Annotated in this window: 10 protein-coding genes; 4 read left to right on the forward strand and 6 right to left on the reverse strand. The window is 59.7% G+C overall.

Annotation, left to right across the window (positions count from 1 at the left end; genetic code table 11):
- Positions 1-115 precede the first annotated feature (115 nt).
- The 6 genes from RYB09_RS04055 to RYB09_RS04080 form a co-directional block, all read right to left on the reverse strand.
- Positions 116-694, reverse strand: coding sequence for a lipocalin family protein (locus RYB09_RS04055; RefSeq protein WP_016982755.1), 579 nt, complete (start codon positions 692-694; stop codon positions 116-118).
- Between the two features lie 3 nt (positions 695-697).
- Positions 698-952, reverse strand: coding sequence for an outer membrane protein assembly factor BamE (gene bamE, locus RYB09_RS04060; RefSeq protein ID WP_002551616.1), 255 nt, complete (start codon positions 950-952; stop codon positions 698-700).
- A 240-nt stretch (positions 953-1,192) separates the two neighbouring features.
- On the reverse strand, positions 1,193-2,203 hold the full coding sequence (locus RYB09_RS04065) for a class 1 fructose-bisphosphatase (protein WP_004666507.1): 1,011 nt from the start codon (positions 2,201-2,203) through the stop codon (positions 1,193-1,195).
- Between the two features lie 133 nt (positions 2,204-2,336).
- Positions 2,337-3,686: a DUF3999 domain-containing protein gene (locus RYB09_RS04070; RefSeq protein WP_058402808.1), complete on the reverse strand. Its 1,350-nt coding sequence runs from the start codon at positions 3,684-3,686 to the stop codon at positions 2,337-2,339.
- A gap of 26 nt (positions 3,687-3,712) precedes the next feature.
- Positions 3,713-6,517, reverse strand: coding sequence for a DUF2339 domain-containing protein (locus RYB09_RS04075; RefSeq protein WP_058402809.1), 2,805 nt, complete (start codon positions 6,515-6,517; stop codon positions 3,713-3,715).
- Positions 6,518-6,794: 277 nt separating this feature from the next.
- On the reverse strand, positions 6,795-9,245 hold the full coding sequence (locus RYB09_RS04080; RefSeq protein WP_057403108.1) for a glycogen/starch/alpha-glucan phosphorylase: 2,451 nt from the start codon (positions 9,243-9,245) through the stop codon (positions 6,795-6,797).
- A gap of 280 nt (positions 9,246-9,525) precedes the next feature.
- Between RYB09_RS04080 and pip the strand changes: the two genes are divergently transcribed.
- From pip to mdoH, 4 genes are all read left to right on the forward strand, one after another.
- Positions 9,526-10,497, forward strand: coding sequence for a prolyl aminopeptidase (pip, locus tag RYB09_RS04085; protein WP_005730969.1), 972 nt, complete (start codon positions 9,526-9,528; stop codon positions 10,495-10,497).
- A gap of 39 nt (positions 10,498-10,536) precedes the next feature.
- On the forward strand, positions 10,537-10,974 hold the full coding sequence (gene dtd / locus RYB09_RS04090) for a D-aminoacyl-tRNA deacylase (protein ID WP_004654194.1): 438 nt from the start codon (positions 10,537-10,539) through the stop codon (positions 10,972-10,974).
- A gap of 265 nt (positions 10,975-11,239) precedes the next feature.
- Entirely contained in the window at positions 11,240-13,168 is a 1,929-nt protein-coding gene (locus tag RYB09_RS04095; protein WP_058402810.1) for a glucan biosynthesis protein G, read from the forward strand.
- Positions 13,161-15,743 (forward strand): glucans biosynthesis glucosyltransferase MdoH, encoded by a 2,583-nt coding sequence (gene mdoH / locus RYB09_RS04100; RefSeq protein WP_316887573.1) that lies wholly within the window; start codon positions 13,161-13,163, stop codon positions 15,741-15,743. The genes RYB09_RS04095 and mdoH overlap by 8 nt, the downstream gene beginning before the upstream one ends.
- Positions 15,744-16,112: the final 369 nt, after the last annotated feature.

A 16,112-nucleotide genomic window follows, 5' to 3' on the forward strand; every position in this document is an offset into this window, starting at 1 on the left:
CGTCACAAATCTGCGCCGCGCCGCCCATCGAAAATCGGACGCGGAGCGTCCAGAAAGGCATGCGACGCAGAGCGTCGCACGATGATCAAGCGTGAGCACAATAAGTGGAGTCCGCTTACTTCTCGCCCTTGCCGATCTTCGAATCATCTTCGCGCCAGATCAGGCGGGAGGTGTCGTAGCCTTGCTGACGAGCCTTGCTCAGCATGCTTTCCTTGACCGATGCAGACACGGTCGGCGTGCGCGACAGCAGCCACAGGTATTTGCGGTCCGGGTTGCCGACCACGGCGGTCCGGTAGCCTTCGCTGACGTCCAGAATCCAGTAGTCACCCTTGGCAACGCCCGGCAGAAGGCGCGAGAACCAGTTATCGAACACTACCCACAGCTTGTCGGTCTTACCCGGTACTTGCGGCGAGGCAGTGCCCTTTGCTTCTTCCCACTTGCCCTCGATAGTGCGGCAACGGTTGGTCACCGCAATGTTGCCGTCGTCCTTGAGCGCGTAAAGCGCCTCGGACTGGGCGCACTTGCGCTGGAAAAACATTGGCAGGCGGGCGATCTCGTACCAGGTGCCCTGATATTGCTTGAGGTCGACGCTGTCGACTGTCCTTGGTTCGAGGTTGTCAGCCGAGTGGGCAAAACCGATGGCCAGAAAGCTGGCCATGACAAAAATTCCGAAACGTACCAGTACCTTGATCATGTTTTATTTCAGACCCTGACCCGAGAACAGCACAACCTTGTCTGCCGCATACTGCACGCTGATAAAGGTGTTCTGGTCACCCCATGTGCAACTGGACATGCCCAGTGCGCCGGAGCATTCCGTCGGGCTGCCCAGCAAGGATTCGACCTGTGCCTTGGGCATGCCAGCTGAAATTTTCGAGTAGTTTTCCTGGGTGATCTTGCTGCAGGCAGCCAGAAATACGCAGAACGAGAGTAACGCGACAGTGCGCAAGGACATGGGTGTAGCTCCTGAACGGAAGGGGGTCGCGTCGCAGTGCAAGCGGAGGCTGGCTGGCGCAGTACCGCAAGCTTAGAAGAGAAAAAGGGAATCTGGTTCCCGGACGGCGCAAGGATTTATGCCGTAGATCAGATGGTTGGCCCGCAGGCCTGTGCCGAACGCAACATCGAATGCTCGTTTGCCTGTCGCCGGGTGGTGATTCAGACGGGCCGAATCACCACTGGCGCACAGCAAGCCTTCTTACTCTTTGTGATACGCGGTAGCGCGTTCGACTTCTTCTTTCGAGCCCAGGTACACCGCTACGCGCTGGTGCAGGCCTTCCGGCTGAATGTCGAGAATGCGCTGATGACCGTCGGTGGACGCGCCGCCAGCCTGCTCGACCAGGAAGGACATCGGGTTGGCTTCATACATCAGACGCAGTTTGCCCGGTTTGGAAGGCTCGCGGCTGTCGCGCGGATACATGAACAGACCGCCACGGGTCAGGATACGGTGCACGTCGGCAACCATCGCAGCGACCCAGCGCATGTTGTAGTTCTTTTTCAACGGGCCTTCTTCGCCGGCCAGCAATTCGTTCACGTAGCGCTGTACCGGGGCTTCCCAGTGGCGCTGGTTGGACATGTTGATCGCGAATTCCTGGGTGGACTCCGGGATTTTGATGTCTTCGTGAGTGAGCACGAAGCTGCCCATTTCGCGGTCCAGCGTGAAGCCTTTGACGCCGTCACCCAGAGTCAGCACCAGCATAGTCTGCGGGCCGTAGATGGCGTAACCGGCGGCGACCTGTTCGGTGCCCGGCTGCAGGAAGGCCTTTTCATTCAGCGCTTCGTTCTGGCTGAGGTATTCGTTCGGGCAACGCAGTACCGAAAAGATGGTGCCGACCGGAGCGTTGATGTCGATGTTCGACGAGCCGTCCAGCGGGTCGAAAACCAGCAGGTACGCGCCCTTCGGGTATTTACCCGGGATCTGGTAGGCGTTGTCCATTTCTTCGGACGCCATGCCGGCCAGGTGACCGCCCCATTCGTTGGCTTCGAGCAGGATCTCGTTAGAGATCACATCGAGCTTTTTCTGCACTTCGCCCTGAACGTTTTCGGTGCCCATGCTGCCAAGTACGCCGCCCAGCGCGCCTTTGGAGACGGCGTGGCTGATTTCCTTGCATGCGCGCGCCACAACTTCGATCAGGAAGCGCAGATCGGCAGGGGTGTTGTTGCTGCGAGTCTGCTCAATCAAGTAACGACTTAGTGTAACGCGGGACATGGATAGCTCCGAAATAGGGGGTATGAAAACCCGCGCAGTTTAACGCGAGTGGCGACGTAATACTGCTATCAGACTGGCTTATGACTGTTTCAGTTCAGATGTCGGGCAAAGCGCACCCGACAGCCTGTGTGTTTCAGCGTTTTGATGCGCGCAGCGTGCTGAATGCCATCCAGCCCAGAAACACGACCCCGAGCAGCAGAACGGCCCAAAGCCCGAGGCGTTTGAAGTCCATGCTCTGCGGCGTCACTATCGGCCCAGCTGCCATGTTGGCAACGGACGCCGTAGCGGGTTTCGCTGTACCGAGCGAGGCCAGTTTTTCCGGACTCAAGTCGGGGATCAGGGTGGCCAGCGACAGGTTCGCCGCCTTGACGTTCGGGTTGCCGATGGCCAGCGTGAAGGGCCCTTCACCGCGCGCCAGGAATACGATTTCCGTGGCAGGCACGGCCACGCTCAACTGCGGCGCTTCACTGCCCAGCCCGCCGCCGCGATCATCCACCACCAGTTTTAGCTGTTGAACGATGCGTCCGGACAATTGCAACTGGTCCTGCAAGACATCACTGTTGTTCTGCGATAACCGGTACAACAGGCCACTGCTGATCGGCTGCCAGGGCTGTTTCGCGTCCATCCGACCGTAAAGCGTCGCCGGTGCGAGGCTGTTGGGCTGGGCGATGTCGACCTTGACACGGCCTACCGGCAAGCCGCTCGGCAGTTGCCAGACATATTCGTTGGGGCTCTCGACGACGCCCTTGACCGGTGGCGACCAGGTCAGCGGCGGGGTCGGGCTTTCAGTGCTGGCGCTGAGCAGGTGGGCGGAGATCAACAGGGGGGCGCTGTGCGGGGCGCGCCACAACAGACGCAGGTAGCGGGCGCTCTGGCCGGGCAGGCCGACTTCACGTTGCTCGATCACTTCGTCGGCAAATGACAACCGGGCAACCTGCCCTTCGCCCCAGTTGCGCCAGTGCTGCAGGTCATCACTGGCTTCGATGCTGAAGTTCTGGAAACCTTCACGCTCGGTGCTCCAGTCGATCACCAGTTGTTCCAGTGGTGCCTTGATCGCGCTGGTGTCCAGCAACCAGCCGCGCAGCACTTCTTCGCCAGCCTCGATATCGCTTTGCGGCTGAACCTCAATCACGCTGCCGTTGCTTGAGCGCTCGATACGGATGACCGGCGCGGCATCGCCTGCTTCCTGCGTGCTGTACAGGGCAAACCATTTGACCGGGATTGGCGTGGGTTCCTGCTCGCGTGCAGGCTGTCGCGGCGTGATCGAATAAGCCTGCGGCTGGCCCTCGGCGTTGAACACGCGCAGATCACCCAGGTCGCTCTGCCGGGCATTCAACTGCACGGCTAGCGGTAACTCGATGCGATACCAAGGCCCGTCGCCGCTGAGGCTCAGTGGGGTCTGGCTGGCAAAGTCCGTCGGTTTGTCCTGGGCGACGGCAGTTATCGCCGTACACAAGGCCAGGCCAAGCACGGCGATCTTCATGGCGGGATGACTCAAGAACGTTTTCCTCATAGCGTATCCGGCACGACGGTCGGGCCTGGACCGGGTTCTTCGCCGACCTTTCTGGCAGGGTGTTTCGGCGGCAATGGTGCGAAATATCCCACCACCAGTAGCAGAATGCCAACACCGATGAACGAGACGATGCGCTCCATGCCACCACGGTTGCTCAGCTCGACGAAGAATAGCTTGATCACCACCACACCGATCAATGCTGCGCCGCCCAGCCAGAGCTCGCGGTTGCTGCGCATATGACCGCCGATCATCAGGGCCAGCGCCATCAGCGTCCAGACGATCGACAACCCGGCTTGAACGCGCATCGACTCAAGCAACGCCTCGGTGTGCCACGGTACTTGAGCCCAATGATGGGCTGTACGCATGACCATTGCCGTGACGAGTGCAAACAGCGAAGCGCCTGCCACCAGCAAGGCAGCATTGCGAGGGCGCGTGAGGTACTTGCGCATCCACAGGCATGCTCCGGCCAGAGCCAGCAACAGACCGATTTCCAGTGGGTTGAGCAGCGGGATATAAGGCAGCGGGTCAGCCGCACCGTCGCTGAACGTGTTCGCCAGCCAGAACCACGCCAGCATCAATGCCGCCAGTGGTGCCGCGGCCCCGACATGGTAGGCCTCGGGGCAAGCCTTCACCGGCCATGGCCACTGACGCTCTGAGCTCATCGCCAGCAGGAACAGGCCAGGCAGAATCGCCCAGCCCAGCCAGCGCCAGGCGTTGTAAGACTCGGACAGCTGCAGCAGGCCGAAACGCAGTTCCAGTGCCAGTACGGCGATGATCAACAGGCAGCCTGTGGTGTGAGCGATACGTTGCGCGAGGATCGGCAGCGTGTCTGCCAGATAGCGCAAGGTCAGCAGGTGCACGGCGAACACGGCTGCCCAGGCCAGCCAGCCCCAGTTCGCGGCCGGGTGATAATGCTCACTCAGCGAGCCCAGTAACAGAAGGGCGCTGACTGGGGTGAGTACGCTGCACAATACGGCGAGGTCTGGCCAGCGCAAACGCAGGGCCAGCACTGCCCAGATAGCTACGCTGAGCGCAGCCGCGATCAACAGCAGTGGCGTCTGCACGCTGTTCGGTGCGTACAGTTGCACGACGCTGATCAATGAAGCCGCCCACCAGATCGCGCCCCATATCGTCAGTACCGTTCTGGCGATTTTCTGATCGATGATCGTCAGGGTGTTGAAGCGGAACACGCTCCAGGCGCTGATCAGGGCCGCGATGGCCAGAATCATCGGTGTCCAGTAGTCGCCAGCCCAGCTGGAATTGTCTGAATCACTGATCAGCATTGCGCTGGCGCACACCTGCAACACCGGGCCGAAAACCTGTGCCAGCTTGCGGTGCTGGCGCAGGCCCAGCCAGAAAACCGCTGCGCCTTCCACGGCCCACGCGCAGGTCGTCCATTGCGAACCGAGACCCAGCGGGATGGCCAGCGTGGCAAACACCACGCCCAGCGCCAGGCAAGTTTCCATCAGCAAAACGGTTCGACCGGTCGCACGTGCCGCCAGCCAGCGTGCCAGCCCCATGTAGATCAGGCCCAGCGCGAGCGCGCTGAGCGCGGCACCGAACTCAAGGTGTTCGACCAGCGCGTATTGCAGGCCGAACCCGACGATTGGCGTGCCAAACAGCAGGGTGCCGTCGACGTAATCACCCTGACGTGCCGACCAGCGCAGCAGTGTTTCGCGACTGGCATCCGCTGGCGCGTCAGTGAGTTCCAGCAGCTTGCGACGCGCAAACAGCAGGCCGATGGCCAGGTACATCACAAAGAACAGAATCAGAAAGGGCTCGGTGCTCCAGAACAGCTCGGGGGTGTAAGCCCGTATGCCCCAGGCGAAACCGATGCCGAAAGTGCCGAAAAAGCCGATCAGGTTGAGAATGCGCCAGGCCTTGAACCAGGCGATGGCAATGATGCCCGCGTTGAGCAGGGCAAAGTAACTGAACAGCGAGATGTGGCTGCCTTGCCCGGTCGAAGCAAGCAGTGGTGCTGCGAATCCACCCAGCGCACCGGCGCAGGCCAGGGCCAGAGCATTCTGTGTCAACGCCAGAATGGCCGAGAAAGCGGTGATCGCTACCAGCAGCACAAAGCCCGGTGCCGGATCGAGCAGGGCGTGCAATTTCATCGCCGCAAAGACGGTCAGGTACAACACGCCTACGCCTGCGCCTTGCAACATCAGCGCGTAAGAGCCGTTGCGCAAACGCAGCCACCAACCCAGGCCGAGCAGGGCCAGTGCGCTGGCGGCGACTGCGGCGTAGCGTGCTTCAATCGGTACGACCATGCCTTCGGTGGCGTAGCGCAGCAGAAAGGCCAGCCCGAGAAACAGCACCACTACGCCCACTCGCAGTACCGTATTGCCGCCCAGCAGCCAGTCTTTTGCGCGATTGATGGCGCTGTCCAGCAGATTGGGCTGTGCTGCCTTTGAAGGCTGACGGATTTCGGCGGCGGGTTCGACAGGCCCTGTTGCCTGCGGCTCTTCGTCTGGCAGGTCCCAGATCAGCTCGGGCCCATCAGTGGGTGCCTCGATAATGATCGCATCCACTGGAAGCGGTGCGGCGTCCTGCGCAGGAGGCACGCCGGATGTGGACTGACGCTCGAGCGCGCTCAGGCGCTGCTCAAGGGCATCGAGGGATTGGCGGGTTGCGAGCAGTTGTTGCAGTTGGTCGGCGGATTGCCTGCCAAGCAGGCGCATGCGGATGCCCGCCCAGACGGCCCAGGCCATGACTGCGCCGATCAGCGAACCTGCCCACTCGTCATAGCTAAGCGCGTAGCCCAGCGCTGCACCGCCCACCACCAGACAAATCCAAAGCACGCGACGACATCCTTTTCGATGTGTGAAGGTTCATCGAGCGCAGTATATAGGGGCGGGCGGACATCGTTTGTAATGTTTTATGCAGTGCGAGGGTACGTTCATTAGCGCAGACACCTATCGTTCCTCACGCTCCAGCGTGGGAACGCCTTGGGTGACGCTCCGCGTCACAGATCTGCGCCGCGCCGCGCATTCAAGATCGGATGCGGAGCGTCCAGAACTGCGTTACCACGCCGGAGCGTGGTAACGAGAGCCCAGTGAGTGCGCGAGCAGCTCCGAGTTAGTCCAGCGCCTTCCAGATGTCGCCGGCGTACTCGCGAATGGTCCGGTCCGAAGAGAACCAGCCCATGCGTGCGGTGTTGAGCACCGCCGAGCGCCACCATTCCTTGGAATCGTGCCAGCGTTCCTCGACTTTGGCCTGTGCTGCCCAGTACGAATCGAAGTCGGCACAGACCAGGAAGCGGTCATAATCCAGCAACTGATCGATCAGCCCCGCGTAACGGTTCGGATCATCCGGCGAGAACACGCCGCCACGAATCGCTTGCAGTACATCGTTCAAACGCCCCGATGCCGCTACGTCGCCATGCGCGTTGAATTCACCTGCGCGCTTGCGGGCTTCGACCTGTTGTGAGGACATGCCAAAGATGAACATGTGCTCCAGCCCGACCTGCTCGCTCATTTCCACGTTGGCACCGTCCAGCGTGCCGATGGTCAGGGCGCCGTTGAGGCCGAACTTCATGTTACTGGTCCCTGAAGCTTCCAGGCCTGCCGTGGATATCTGCTCGGACAGGTCGGCTGCCGGGATGATGCTCTCCGCCAGACTGACGTTGTAGTTGGGCATGAACACCACTTTCAGCAGGCCACGCACCGTCGGGTCGTTGTTCACGGTCCGGGCGATATCGTTGGTCAGCTTGATAATCAGCTTGGCCGAGTGATAACTGGCCGCCGCCTTGCCGGCGAAGATCTTCACCCGCGGAACCCAGTCTGTGCCTGGCTCGGCACGAATTGCCTGATACAGCGCTACGGTGTGGAACAGGTTCAGCAACTGGCGTTTGTATTCGTGAATCCGTTTGACCTGGACGTCGAACATCGCTGCAGGGTTGACGGCAATACCCAAGCGTTCATGAATGATCGCTGCCAGTGCGCGCTTGCTGTGCAGGCGTTGGTCGGCCATCTGCTTGCGGAACGAAGACTTATCGGCGAACGGCTCAAGCTCTTTGAGGCGAGTCTCGGCATTATCCAGAACGTCCTCACCCAGCGCTTCGACGAGCATTTCGGTCAGCTTCGGGTTGGCCTGGAACAGCCAGCGGCGGAAGGTGATGCCGTTGGTCTTGTTGTTGATCCGCTCCGGATAGATCTTGTGCAGCTCGGCGAACACGGTCTTGCGCATCAGTTGGGTATGCAGCGCCGAAACGCCGTTGACGCTGTGCGAGCCGAGGAACGCCAGGTTGCCCATGCGTACCCGACGACCGTTGTCTTCTTCGATCAGCGATACCGCACGCAGCACGTTGACGTCGTCGACGCCTTTGGCGCGCAGTGTGTCGATGTGTTGTGCGTTGATCAGGTAGATGATTTGCATGTGGCGCGGCAGCATCCGCTCCATCAGGCCGACCGACCAGGTCTCCAGCGCTTCCGGCAGCAGCGTATGGTTGGTGTAGCCAAGGGTGCCGACGGTGATTTTCCAGGCGGTGTCCCACGGGATGTTGTGGTTGTCGATCAACTGACGCATCAGCTCGGCCACTGCAATGGACGGGTGCGTGTCGTTCATCTGAATCGCTGCATGGTCTGGCAGATCGGTCAGCGTGGCGTGCTGGTTCAGATGGCGGCGCAGCAAATCCTGCAGCGATGCGGAAACAAAGAAGTATTCCTGGCGCAGGCGCAGTTCCTGGCCCGCTTCGGTTGCATCGTTCGGGTACAGCACGCGGGAAATACTTTCGGCGCGCACTACTTCGGCGACGGCGCCAAAGTGGTCGCCCGCGTTGAAACGTTCCAGATGCAGGTCTTCCACCGCACGGGCGCGCCACAAGCGCAGAGTGTTGACGCTTTTCCCGCGCCAGCCGACCACAGGGGTGTCGTAAGCAATGGCCCGAACGGTTTCGCCCGGACGCCAGACCTGACGCGAGTCGCCCGCTTCGGTCACCACAGTGTCGACGCTGCCACTGAAACCGATGGAGTAAACCACCTCAGGACGCTCGAATTCCCACGGGTTGCCGAAGTCCAGCCAGTTTTCGGTCTGTTCCTGCTGCCAGCCGTCGACGATGCCCTGACGAAACAGCCCGTGCTCGTAACGAATCCCATAACCGTGCCCGGCAATGCCCAGGGTCGACATGCTTTCCATGAAGCACGCTGCCAGACGACCCAGGCCGCCGTTGCCCAGCGCTGCATCCGGTTCAAGCAAGCGGATACGTTCGATATCCACACCCAGCTCGGTCAATGCTTCGCGAGCCACTTCCAGCAGGCCGAGGTTGCTCAGGCTGTCGTAGAGCAGTCGGCCAATGAGGAATTCCAGAGACAGGTAGTAAACGCGCTTCTGGACCTTGCGATAAATCTGCCGCGTGTGGTCCATCCAGTGTTCGACCATGTGGTCGCGGGCGGCAAGGGCAACAGCTTCAAACCAGTCATGCTCAAACGCATGGTCGGGGTCCTTGCCCACCGAATAGGTGAGTTTGGCGAGCACAGCGGCGCGGAAAGCAGCCACATCAGCGTCACGAACAAGTGGTTCCTGAGACATCGGTACAACCTCAAGTAGTCTGACGAATGGAAAACGGGATTCTTAGACTGTAGGCGTGTCGTCAGTTATTTCCTGAAAATAGTAGAAATAATTGAAGGCAGCGCCCTCGCTTCGACCCAAGGCAACGGCTCTGGTTCGCGCGCTGACCAAATTGGCAAAACGCTTGCATCGATCGTTCCATCCCGATCAATGACGTGCAGCATGCTGATTCTTCGTTTCGGGTTTATGATGCCCAACGGCAGAATAATAGAAGCCTCTGAACTGGACTTATGGAGCACTTATGCAGACTTTGTACCCGCAGATCAAACCCTACGCCCGGCACGATCTGGCCGTGGAACAACCGCATGTGCTTTACGTCGATGAAAGTGGCTCGCCAGAAGGGTTGCCAGTGGTATTCATTCATGGCGGCCCTGGTTCCGGATGCGATGCGCACAGTCGCTGCTATTTCGATCCTAACCTGTACCGTATCGTAACGTTCGATCAGCGTGGCTGCGGTCGCTCCACACCGCATGCCAGCCTTGAGAACAATACCACCTGGAAACTGGTGGAAGACCTGGAGCGGATTCGCGAGCACCTCGGAATCGACAAATGGGTGCTGTTCGGCGGCTCGTGGGGCTCGACTCTGGCCCTGGCTTACGCGCAGACCCATCCAGACCGCGTACACGCGCTGATCCTGCGAGGCATATTCCTGGCCCGTCAGCAGGAAATCGACTGGTTCTATCAAGCGGGTGCCAGCCGTCTGTTCCCTGATTACTGGCAGGATTATGTAGCGCCGATCCCGCTGGATGAGCGCGATAACCTACTGGCTGCCTTCCACAAGCGCCTCACCGGGCCGGACCAGATCGCCCAGATGCACGCTGCCAAAGCCTGGTCGACCTGGGAAGGGCGTTGTGCAACCTTGCGCCCCAACCCGCAAGTGGTCGATCGCTTCGCCGAACCGCACCGTGCGCTGTCCATTGCGCGCATCGAATGCCATTACTTCATGAACAAGGCGTTCCTTGAGGAAAACCAGTTGATTCGCGACATGCCAAAGATCGCGCACCTGCCGGCAATCATCGTTCACGGTCGTTATGACGTCATCTGCCCGCTGGATAATGCCTGGGAGTTGCATCAGAACTGGCCCGGCAGCGAACTGCAGGTCATTCGTGAGGCTGGCCACTCGGCCTCGGAATCCGGTATCGCCGATGCGCTGGTGCGTGCCGCTGCAGAAATTGCGCGCAACCTGCTCGACCTCCCGCCCGAAGAAGCATGACAGCAGCCTGGTATTGGTTTTGAGTCTGGAAAGGCATTTATGAAAGGTTTGTTGCAGCGCGTGCGAAACGCACGCGTCGAGGTGGGCGGCGAAGTTGTCGGTGCTATCGATCAGGGCATATTGGTGCTGGTGGGCATAGAGCCTCAAGACACCCGCGCCAGTGCCGATAAGTTGCTGCACAAGCTGCTCAATTATCGAGTGTTCAGCGATGCCGACGGCAAGATGAATCTATCCTTGCGCGAGGTAGGCGGTGGGTTGTTGCTGGTTTCGCAGTTCACGCTGGCCGCGGATACCAAAAGCGGGTTGCGTGCGGGGTTCTCGAAAGCCGCTGCTCCAGCGCTGGGCGCCGAGCTGTTCGACTATCTATTGAGTCAGGCCAGAATCGCGCATACCGCTGTGGCTGCGGGCCAATTTGGTGCGGACATGCAAGTGCATTTGATAAATGATGGCCCAGTGACATTTTTGTTCGATACATAAGCTACGATTTCATCGTTTCTCCCCTGAATTTTCCGGTCGCACGGGAAATAAATTTCTTTGTCATACCTGATGCGTTGTGGCGCGCGCTGCTGGATAATCGCGCGTTACGGGGATCGACACTGTTGGTCCATTTGGTATGACAAAAGCGGTTCTGACACCTGATTGGGGAATCATTAAGCCCATTCGGAGTCGGAACAATGCTCGCCAACCCGGCATTGATAGCTGGCCGTTGGTTTTTTCATCTGTTTTTCGGCGAGGGTTGCTCGTGATTGTTAGTCCCTGTGATGCTCCAAAGACACCTGTCAAGCGGTTGCGTAGTGCACTTCTGGCAAGCTCGGCCCTTGTATGCCTGTTCAGTGCAGGTCAACTGTGGGCGTTCAATCTTGATGATGTAACGGCAAAAGCCAAAGAACTGGCCGGGCAGAAGTTCGAGGCTCCAAGGAGCAATCTGCCGAACGAGCTTCGCGATATGAAGTTTGCCGACTATCAGAAGATTCGCTTCCGTGATGACAAGGCCGAATGGGCGGGCGAAAAGACTCCGTTCAAAGTGTCTTTCTACCACCAGGGTATGCACTTCGACACGCCGGTCAAGATCAATGAAGTGACCGCCACCAGCGTCGACGAAATCAAGTACGACCCTAGCCGTTTTGATTTCGGCGATCTGAAGATCGACCCCAAATCCACCGAGAAACTGGGTTATGCCGGTTTCCGTGTCCTGTATCCGATCAACAAGGATGACAAGCAGGACGAAATCATGACCATGCTGGGCGCGAGCTACTTCCGCGTGATCGGCAAGGGTCAGGTCTATGGCCTGTCCGCACGCGGCATGGCAATCGACACTGCATCTCCGTCCGGTGAAGAGTTCCCGCGCTTCAAGGAATTCTGGATCGAGAAGCCGGGCCCGGATGACAATCATCTGGTGATCTTCGCGCTGCTCGACTCGCCGCGCGCTACCGGTGCTTATCAGTTGACCCTGCGTCCTGGCACCAACACTCTGGTTGATGTCAAATCGCGCATGTTCCTGCGTGACAAGGTCAACAAGCTCGGTGTTGCGCCATTGACCAGTATGTTCCTGTTCGGTGCCAACCAGCCTTCGCGTGTGCCTAACTACCGTCGCGAACTGCACGACTCCAGCGGTCTGTCGATTCAGGCTGCCAACGGTGAGTGGCTGTGGCGTCCGCTGAACAACCCTAAACATCTGTCTATCAGCAGCTTCTCGGTCGAAAACCCGCGTGGTTTCGGTCTGCTGCAACGTGGCCGTGACTTCAGTCAGTACGAAGACCTGGATGACCGCTATGACAAGCGTCCAAGCGCCTGGATAGAGCCAAAGGGTGACTGGGGCAAGGGCACCGTCGAGCTGGTCGAAATTCCGACTGCCGACGAGACCAACGATAACATCGTGGCCTACTGGAAGCCTGAGACTCTCGCAGAGCCAGGCAAGGAAATGGCGTTCGATTACCGTCTGCACTGGACCATGCAGGAAAACTCGATCCACTCGCCTGATCTGGGCTGGGTCAAGCAGACCCAACGCTCCATCGGTGATGTGCGTCAGTCCAACCTGATCCGTCAGCCGGATGGCAGCCTTGCCTTCCTGGTCGACTTCGTGGGCCCGGTACTGGCCGCATTGCCGGAAGACAAGACCATTCGCAGCCAGGTGACCACTGACGACAACGTCGAGCTGGTGGAAAACAACCTGCGCTACAACCCGGTCACCAAAGGCTACCGCCTGACCCTGCGTGTGAAGGTCAAGGATTCCGGCAAGCCGACCGAAATGCGCGCCTACCTGTTGCGTGAAATCCCTGCCGAACCGGGCAAGGAACCTGCGCTGCTCGTTGCAGACAAAGCTGAAGAGAAAAAGGCTGCTGCCAAGGAAGCTGCCAAGCCGGCAGTTGCCAAGGAATCTGCCAACGACCAGGTAGAAATCGCCAAGGCCGACGCGCCGAAGCCTGAAGCCGCCAAACCCGAGACCGCCAAGCCTGAAGCTGGCAAGGCCGACGCAGCCAAAGGCAAAGGCGAAGTTGCCAAAGCCGATGCAGCCAAAGCCGACGCAGCCAAGGCTGACGTAGCCAAGGACAAGGACGGTAAAGAGATTCAGCAGCCTGAAACCGAGGCAGCACCCACCCATCCGGAACCGGCCAAGACGTTGCAAGTCATGACCGAGACCTGGAGCTATCAGTTGCCGAGCGATGAGTAATTCTCTACCGGTGCCAGTGTCTCTGAACGAGTACCTGGCGCATTTACCGATGAGCGACGAGCAGCGGGCAGAACTTGCCGGCTGCAAGACCTTCGCCGAGTTGCATGAGCGTCTTTCTGCGCAGCCGGTCAATGACCCTGCCGAGGCCGCTCAGGCTTCGGTGGGTCGCCGCCTTACGCTGACCACCGCAGACCAGCTGGAGGACGCCGAGATGCTCGGCGTCGATGCCAGCGGTCGCCTGTGCCTCAAGGCCACACCGCCGATTCTCCGGACCAAGGTCGTGCCAGAGCCATGGCGCACCAACATTCTGGTACGCGGCTGGCGTCGCCTGACCGGCAAGACCAACCCGCCCAAGCCAGAGCACGACGATCTGCCTCGTGATCTGCCCAAGGCGCGCTGGCGTACCGTCGGTTCGATCCGCCGCTATATCCTGCTGATCCTCATGCTGGGTCAGACGATTGTGGCTGGCTGGTACATGAAGGGCATTCTGCCGTATCAGGGCTGGTCGCTGGTTTCGCTCGACGAAATCACCCGTCAGACCTTTGTGCAGACCGCCATGCAGGTTATGCCTTATGCCTTGCAGACCAGCATCCTGTTGCTGTTCGGGATTCTGTTCTGCTGGGTATCGGCCGGTTTCTGGACCGCGCTGATGGGCTTCCTGGAGCTGCTCACCGGTCGCGACAAATATCGCATCTCGGGTGCCAGTGCTGGCAACGAGCCGATCGAAAAGGGCGCGCGTACTGCGCTGGTCATGCCGATCTGCAACGAGGACGTGCCTCGGGTTTTCGCCGGTCTGCGCGCTACGTTCGAGTCGGTCGCCGCTACAGGTGATCTGGATCGTTTCGATTTCTTCGTGCTCAGCGACACCAACGAGACTGACATCGCCGTTGCCGAGCAACAGGCCTGGCTAGACGTGTGCCGCGAGACCAAAGGTTTCGGCAAGATCTTCTATCGCCGTCGTCGCCGTCGCGTAAAACGCAAAAGCGGCAACCTCGACGACTTCTGCCGTCGCTGGGGCGGTGAATACCGTTACATGGTCGTGCTCGATGCCGACAGCGTCATGAGCGGTGAGTGCCTGACCAGTCTGGTTCGCCTGATGGAAGCCACGCCGGACGCCGGTATCATCCAGACCGCGCCACGTGCGTCGGGCATGGACACGCTGTATGCACGCATGCAGCAGTTCGCTACCCGGGTCTACGGTCCGCTGTTCACAGCCGGTCTGCACTTCTGGCAGCTGGGTGAATCCCACTATTGGGGTCACAACGCGATCATCCGCATGAAGCCGTTTATCGAGCATTGCGCCCTGGCGCCGCTGCCGGGTAAAGGTGCCTTCGCTGGTGCGATCCTGTCTCACGACTTCGTCGAAGCTGCGCTGATGCGCCGTGCCGGCTGGGGCGTGTGGATTGCTTATGACCTGCCGGGCAGTTATGAAGAATTGCCGCCCAACCTGCTGGACGAACTCAAGCGTGACCGCCGTTGGTGCCACGGCAACCTGATGAACTTCAGGCTGTTCCTGGTCAAGGGCATGCACCCGGTTCACCGTGCGGTGTTCCTGACGGGCGTGATGTCGTATCTGTCGGCACCGTTGTGGTTCTTCTTCCTCGTACTGTCCACGGCCCTGCTGGCGGTGAACACGCTGATGGAGCCGACCTACTTCCTTGAACCGCGTCAGCTGTATCCGTTGTGGCCACAATGGCACCCGGAAAAAGCTGTTGCGTTGTTCTCGACGACCATCGTCCTGCTGTTCCTGCCTAAGCTGCTCAGCGTCATTCTGATCTGGGCCAAGGGCGCGAAAGGCTTCGGTGGCAAGTTCAAGGTCACCGTTTCGATGCTGCTGGAAATGCTCTTTTCGGTGCTGCTGGCACCGGTGCGCATGCTGTTCCACACCCGCTTCGTACTGGCCGCTTTCCTGGGCTGGGCCGCGACCTGGAACTCGCCGCAACGCGACGACGACTCCACGCCGTGGATCGAAGCCGTGAAGCGTCATGGTCCACAGACACTGCTGGGCGCATGCTGGGCCTTGCTGGTGTTCTGGTTGAACCCGAGCTTCCTGTGGTGGCTTGCGCCGATCGTGGTGTCGTTGATGCTGTCGATTCCGGTGTCGGTGATTTCCAGCCGTACCAATCTGGGCGTCAAGGCGCGTGACGAGAAGTTCTTCCTGATTCCTGAAGAGTTCGAGCCGCCGCAAGAGCTGATCTCTACGGATCAGTACACCTACGAGAACCGCTGGCACGCCCTGAAACAAGGCTTCATTCGGGCTGTGGTAGATCCTCGCCAGAATGCTCTGGCCTGCGCCCTGGCAACCTCGCGTCACCGTCAGGCACAGCCGATCGAAGTTGTGCGTATGGAACGTGTTGATCAGGCTCTGAAGGTAGGCCCGGCCAAACTCGGCAATCAGGAACGTCTGATGCTGCTGAGTGACCCGGTCGCCCTTGGCCGCTTGCACGAGCGCGTCTGGAGCGAAGGTCACGAAGAGTGGCTGGCCGCGTGGAGAGCTTCCATCGAAGCTGATCCGCATGCGCCTTTGTTGCCTTTGCAGCCTGTAGGTAAAGCATCGGAGCCGGTCCTGGTCTAAGACTGCCCGGCTACGAAAAAAGCCCCTGCCGCTTAGCGCGTCGGGGGCTTTTTTATTGGGCTTTGTGGCACATAAATGCACTGGACATGGTCAAGACGGGTTCTCCAGAACACCGCTCGTTCCTCACGCTCCAGGGTGGGAATGCAGTTCATGACGCTCTGCGTCGCAAGAGGACGCGGAGCGTCCAGACCGGCATGCCCACGCGGAGCATGGGCACGATAGTGTTATCCCTGACGACGCTCGTTCCTCACGCTCTAGCGTGGGAATGCAGTTCACGACGCTCTACGTCGTCAGAGGACGCGGAGCGTCCAGACCGGCATGCCCACGCGGAGCATGGGCACGATAGTGTTATCCCTGACGACGCTCGTT

The organism is Pseudomonas syringae group sp. J254-4, from assembly GCF_032586855.1.
Lineage (GTDB): Bacteria > Pseudomonadota > Gammaproteobacteria > Pseudomonadales > Pseudomonadaceae > Aquipseudomonas > Aquipseudomonas amygdali.

Coding starts and splice junctions, on each gene's coding strand:
- RYB09_RS04055 (WP_016982755.1), bottom strand. CDS start 694: ATGATCAAGGTACTGGTACGTTTCGGAATTTTTGTCATGGCCAGCTTT.
- bamE (WP_002551616.1), bottom strand. CDS start 952: ATGTCCTTGCGCACTGTCGCGTTACTCTCGTTCTGCGTATTTCTGGCT.
- RYB09_RS04065 (WP_004666507.1), bottom strand. CDS start 2,203: ATGTCCCGCGTTACACTAAGTCGTTACTTGATTGAGCAGACTCGCAGC.
- RYB09_RS04070 (WP_058402808.1), bottom strand. CDS start 3,686: ATGAAGATCGCCGTGCTTGGCCTGGCCTTGTGTACGGCGATAACTGCC.
- RYB09_RS04080 (WP_057403108.1), bottom strand. CDS start 9,245: ATGTCTCAGGAACCACTTGTTCGTGACGCTGATGTGGCTGCTTTCCGC.
- pip (WP_005730969.1), top strand. CDS start 9,526: ATGCAGACTTTGTACCCGCAGATCAAACCCTACGCCCGGCACGATCTG.
- dtd (WP_004654194.1), top strand. CDS start 10,537: ATGAAAGGTTTGTTGCAGCGCGTGCGAAACGCACGCGTCGAGGTGGGC.
- mdoH (WP_316887573.1), top strand. CDS start 13,161: ATGAGTAATTCTCTACCGGTGCCAGTGTCTCTGAACGAGTACCTGGCG.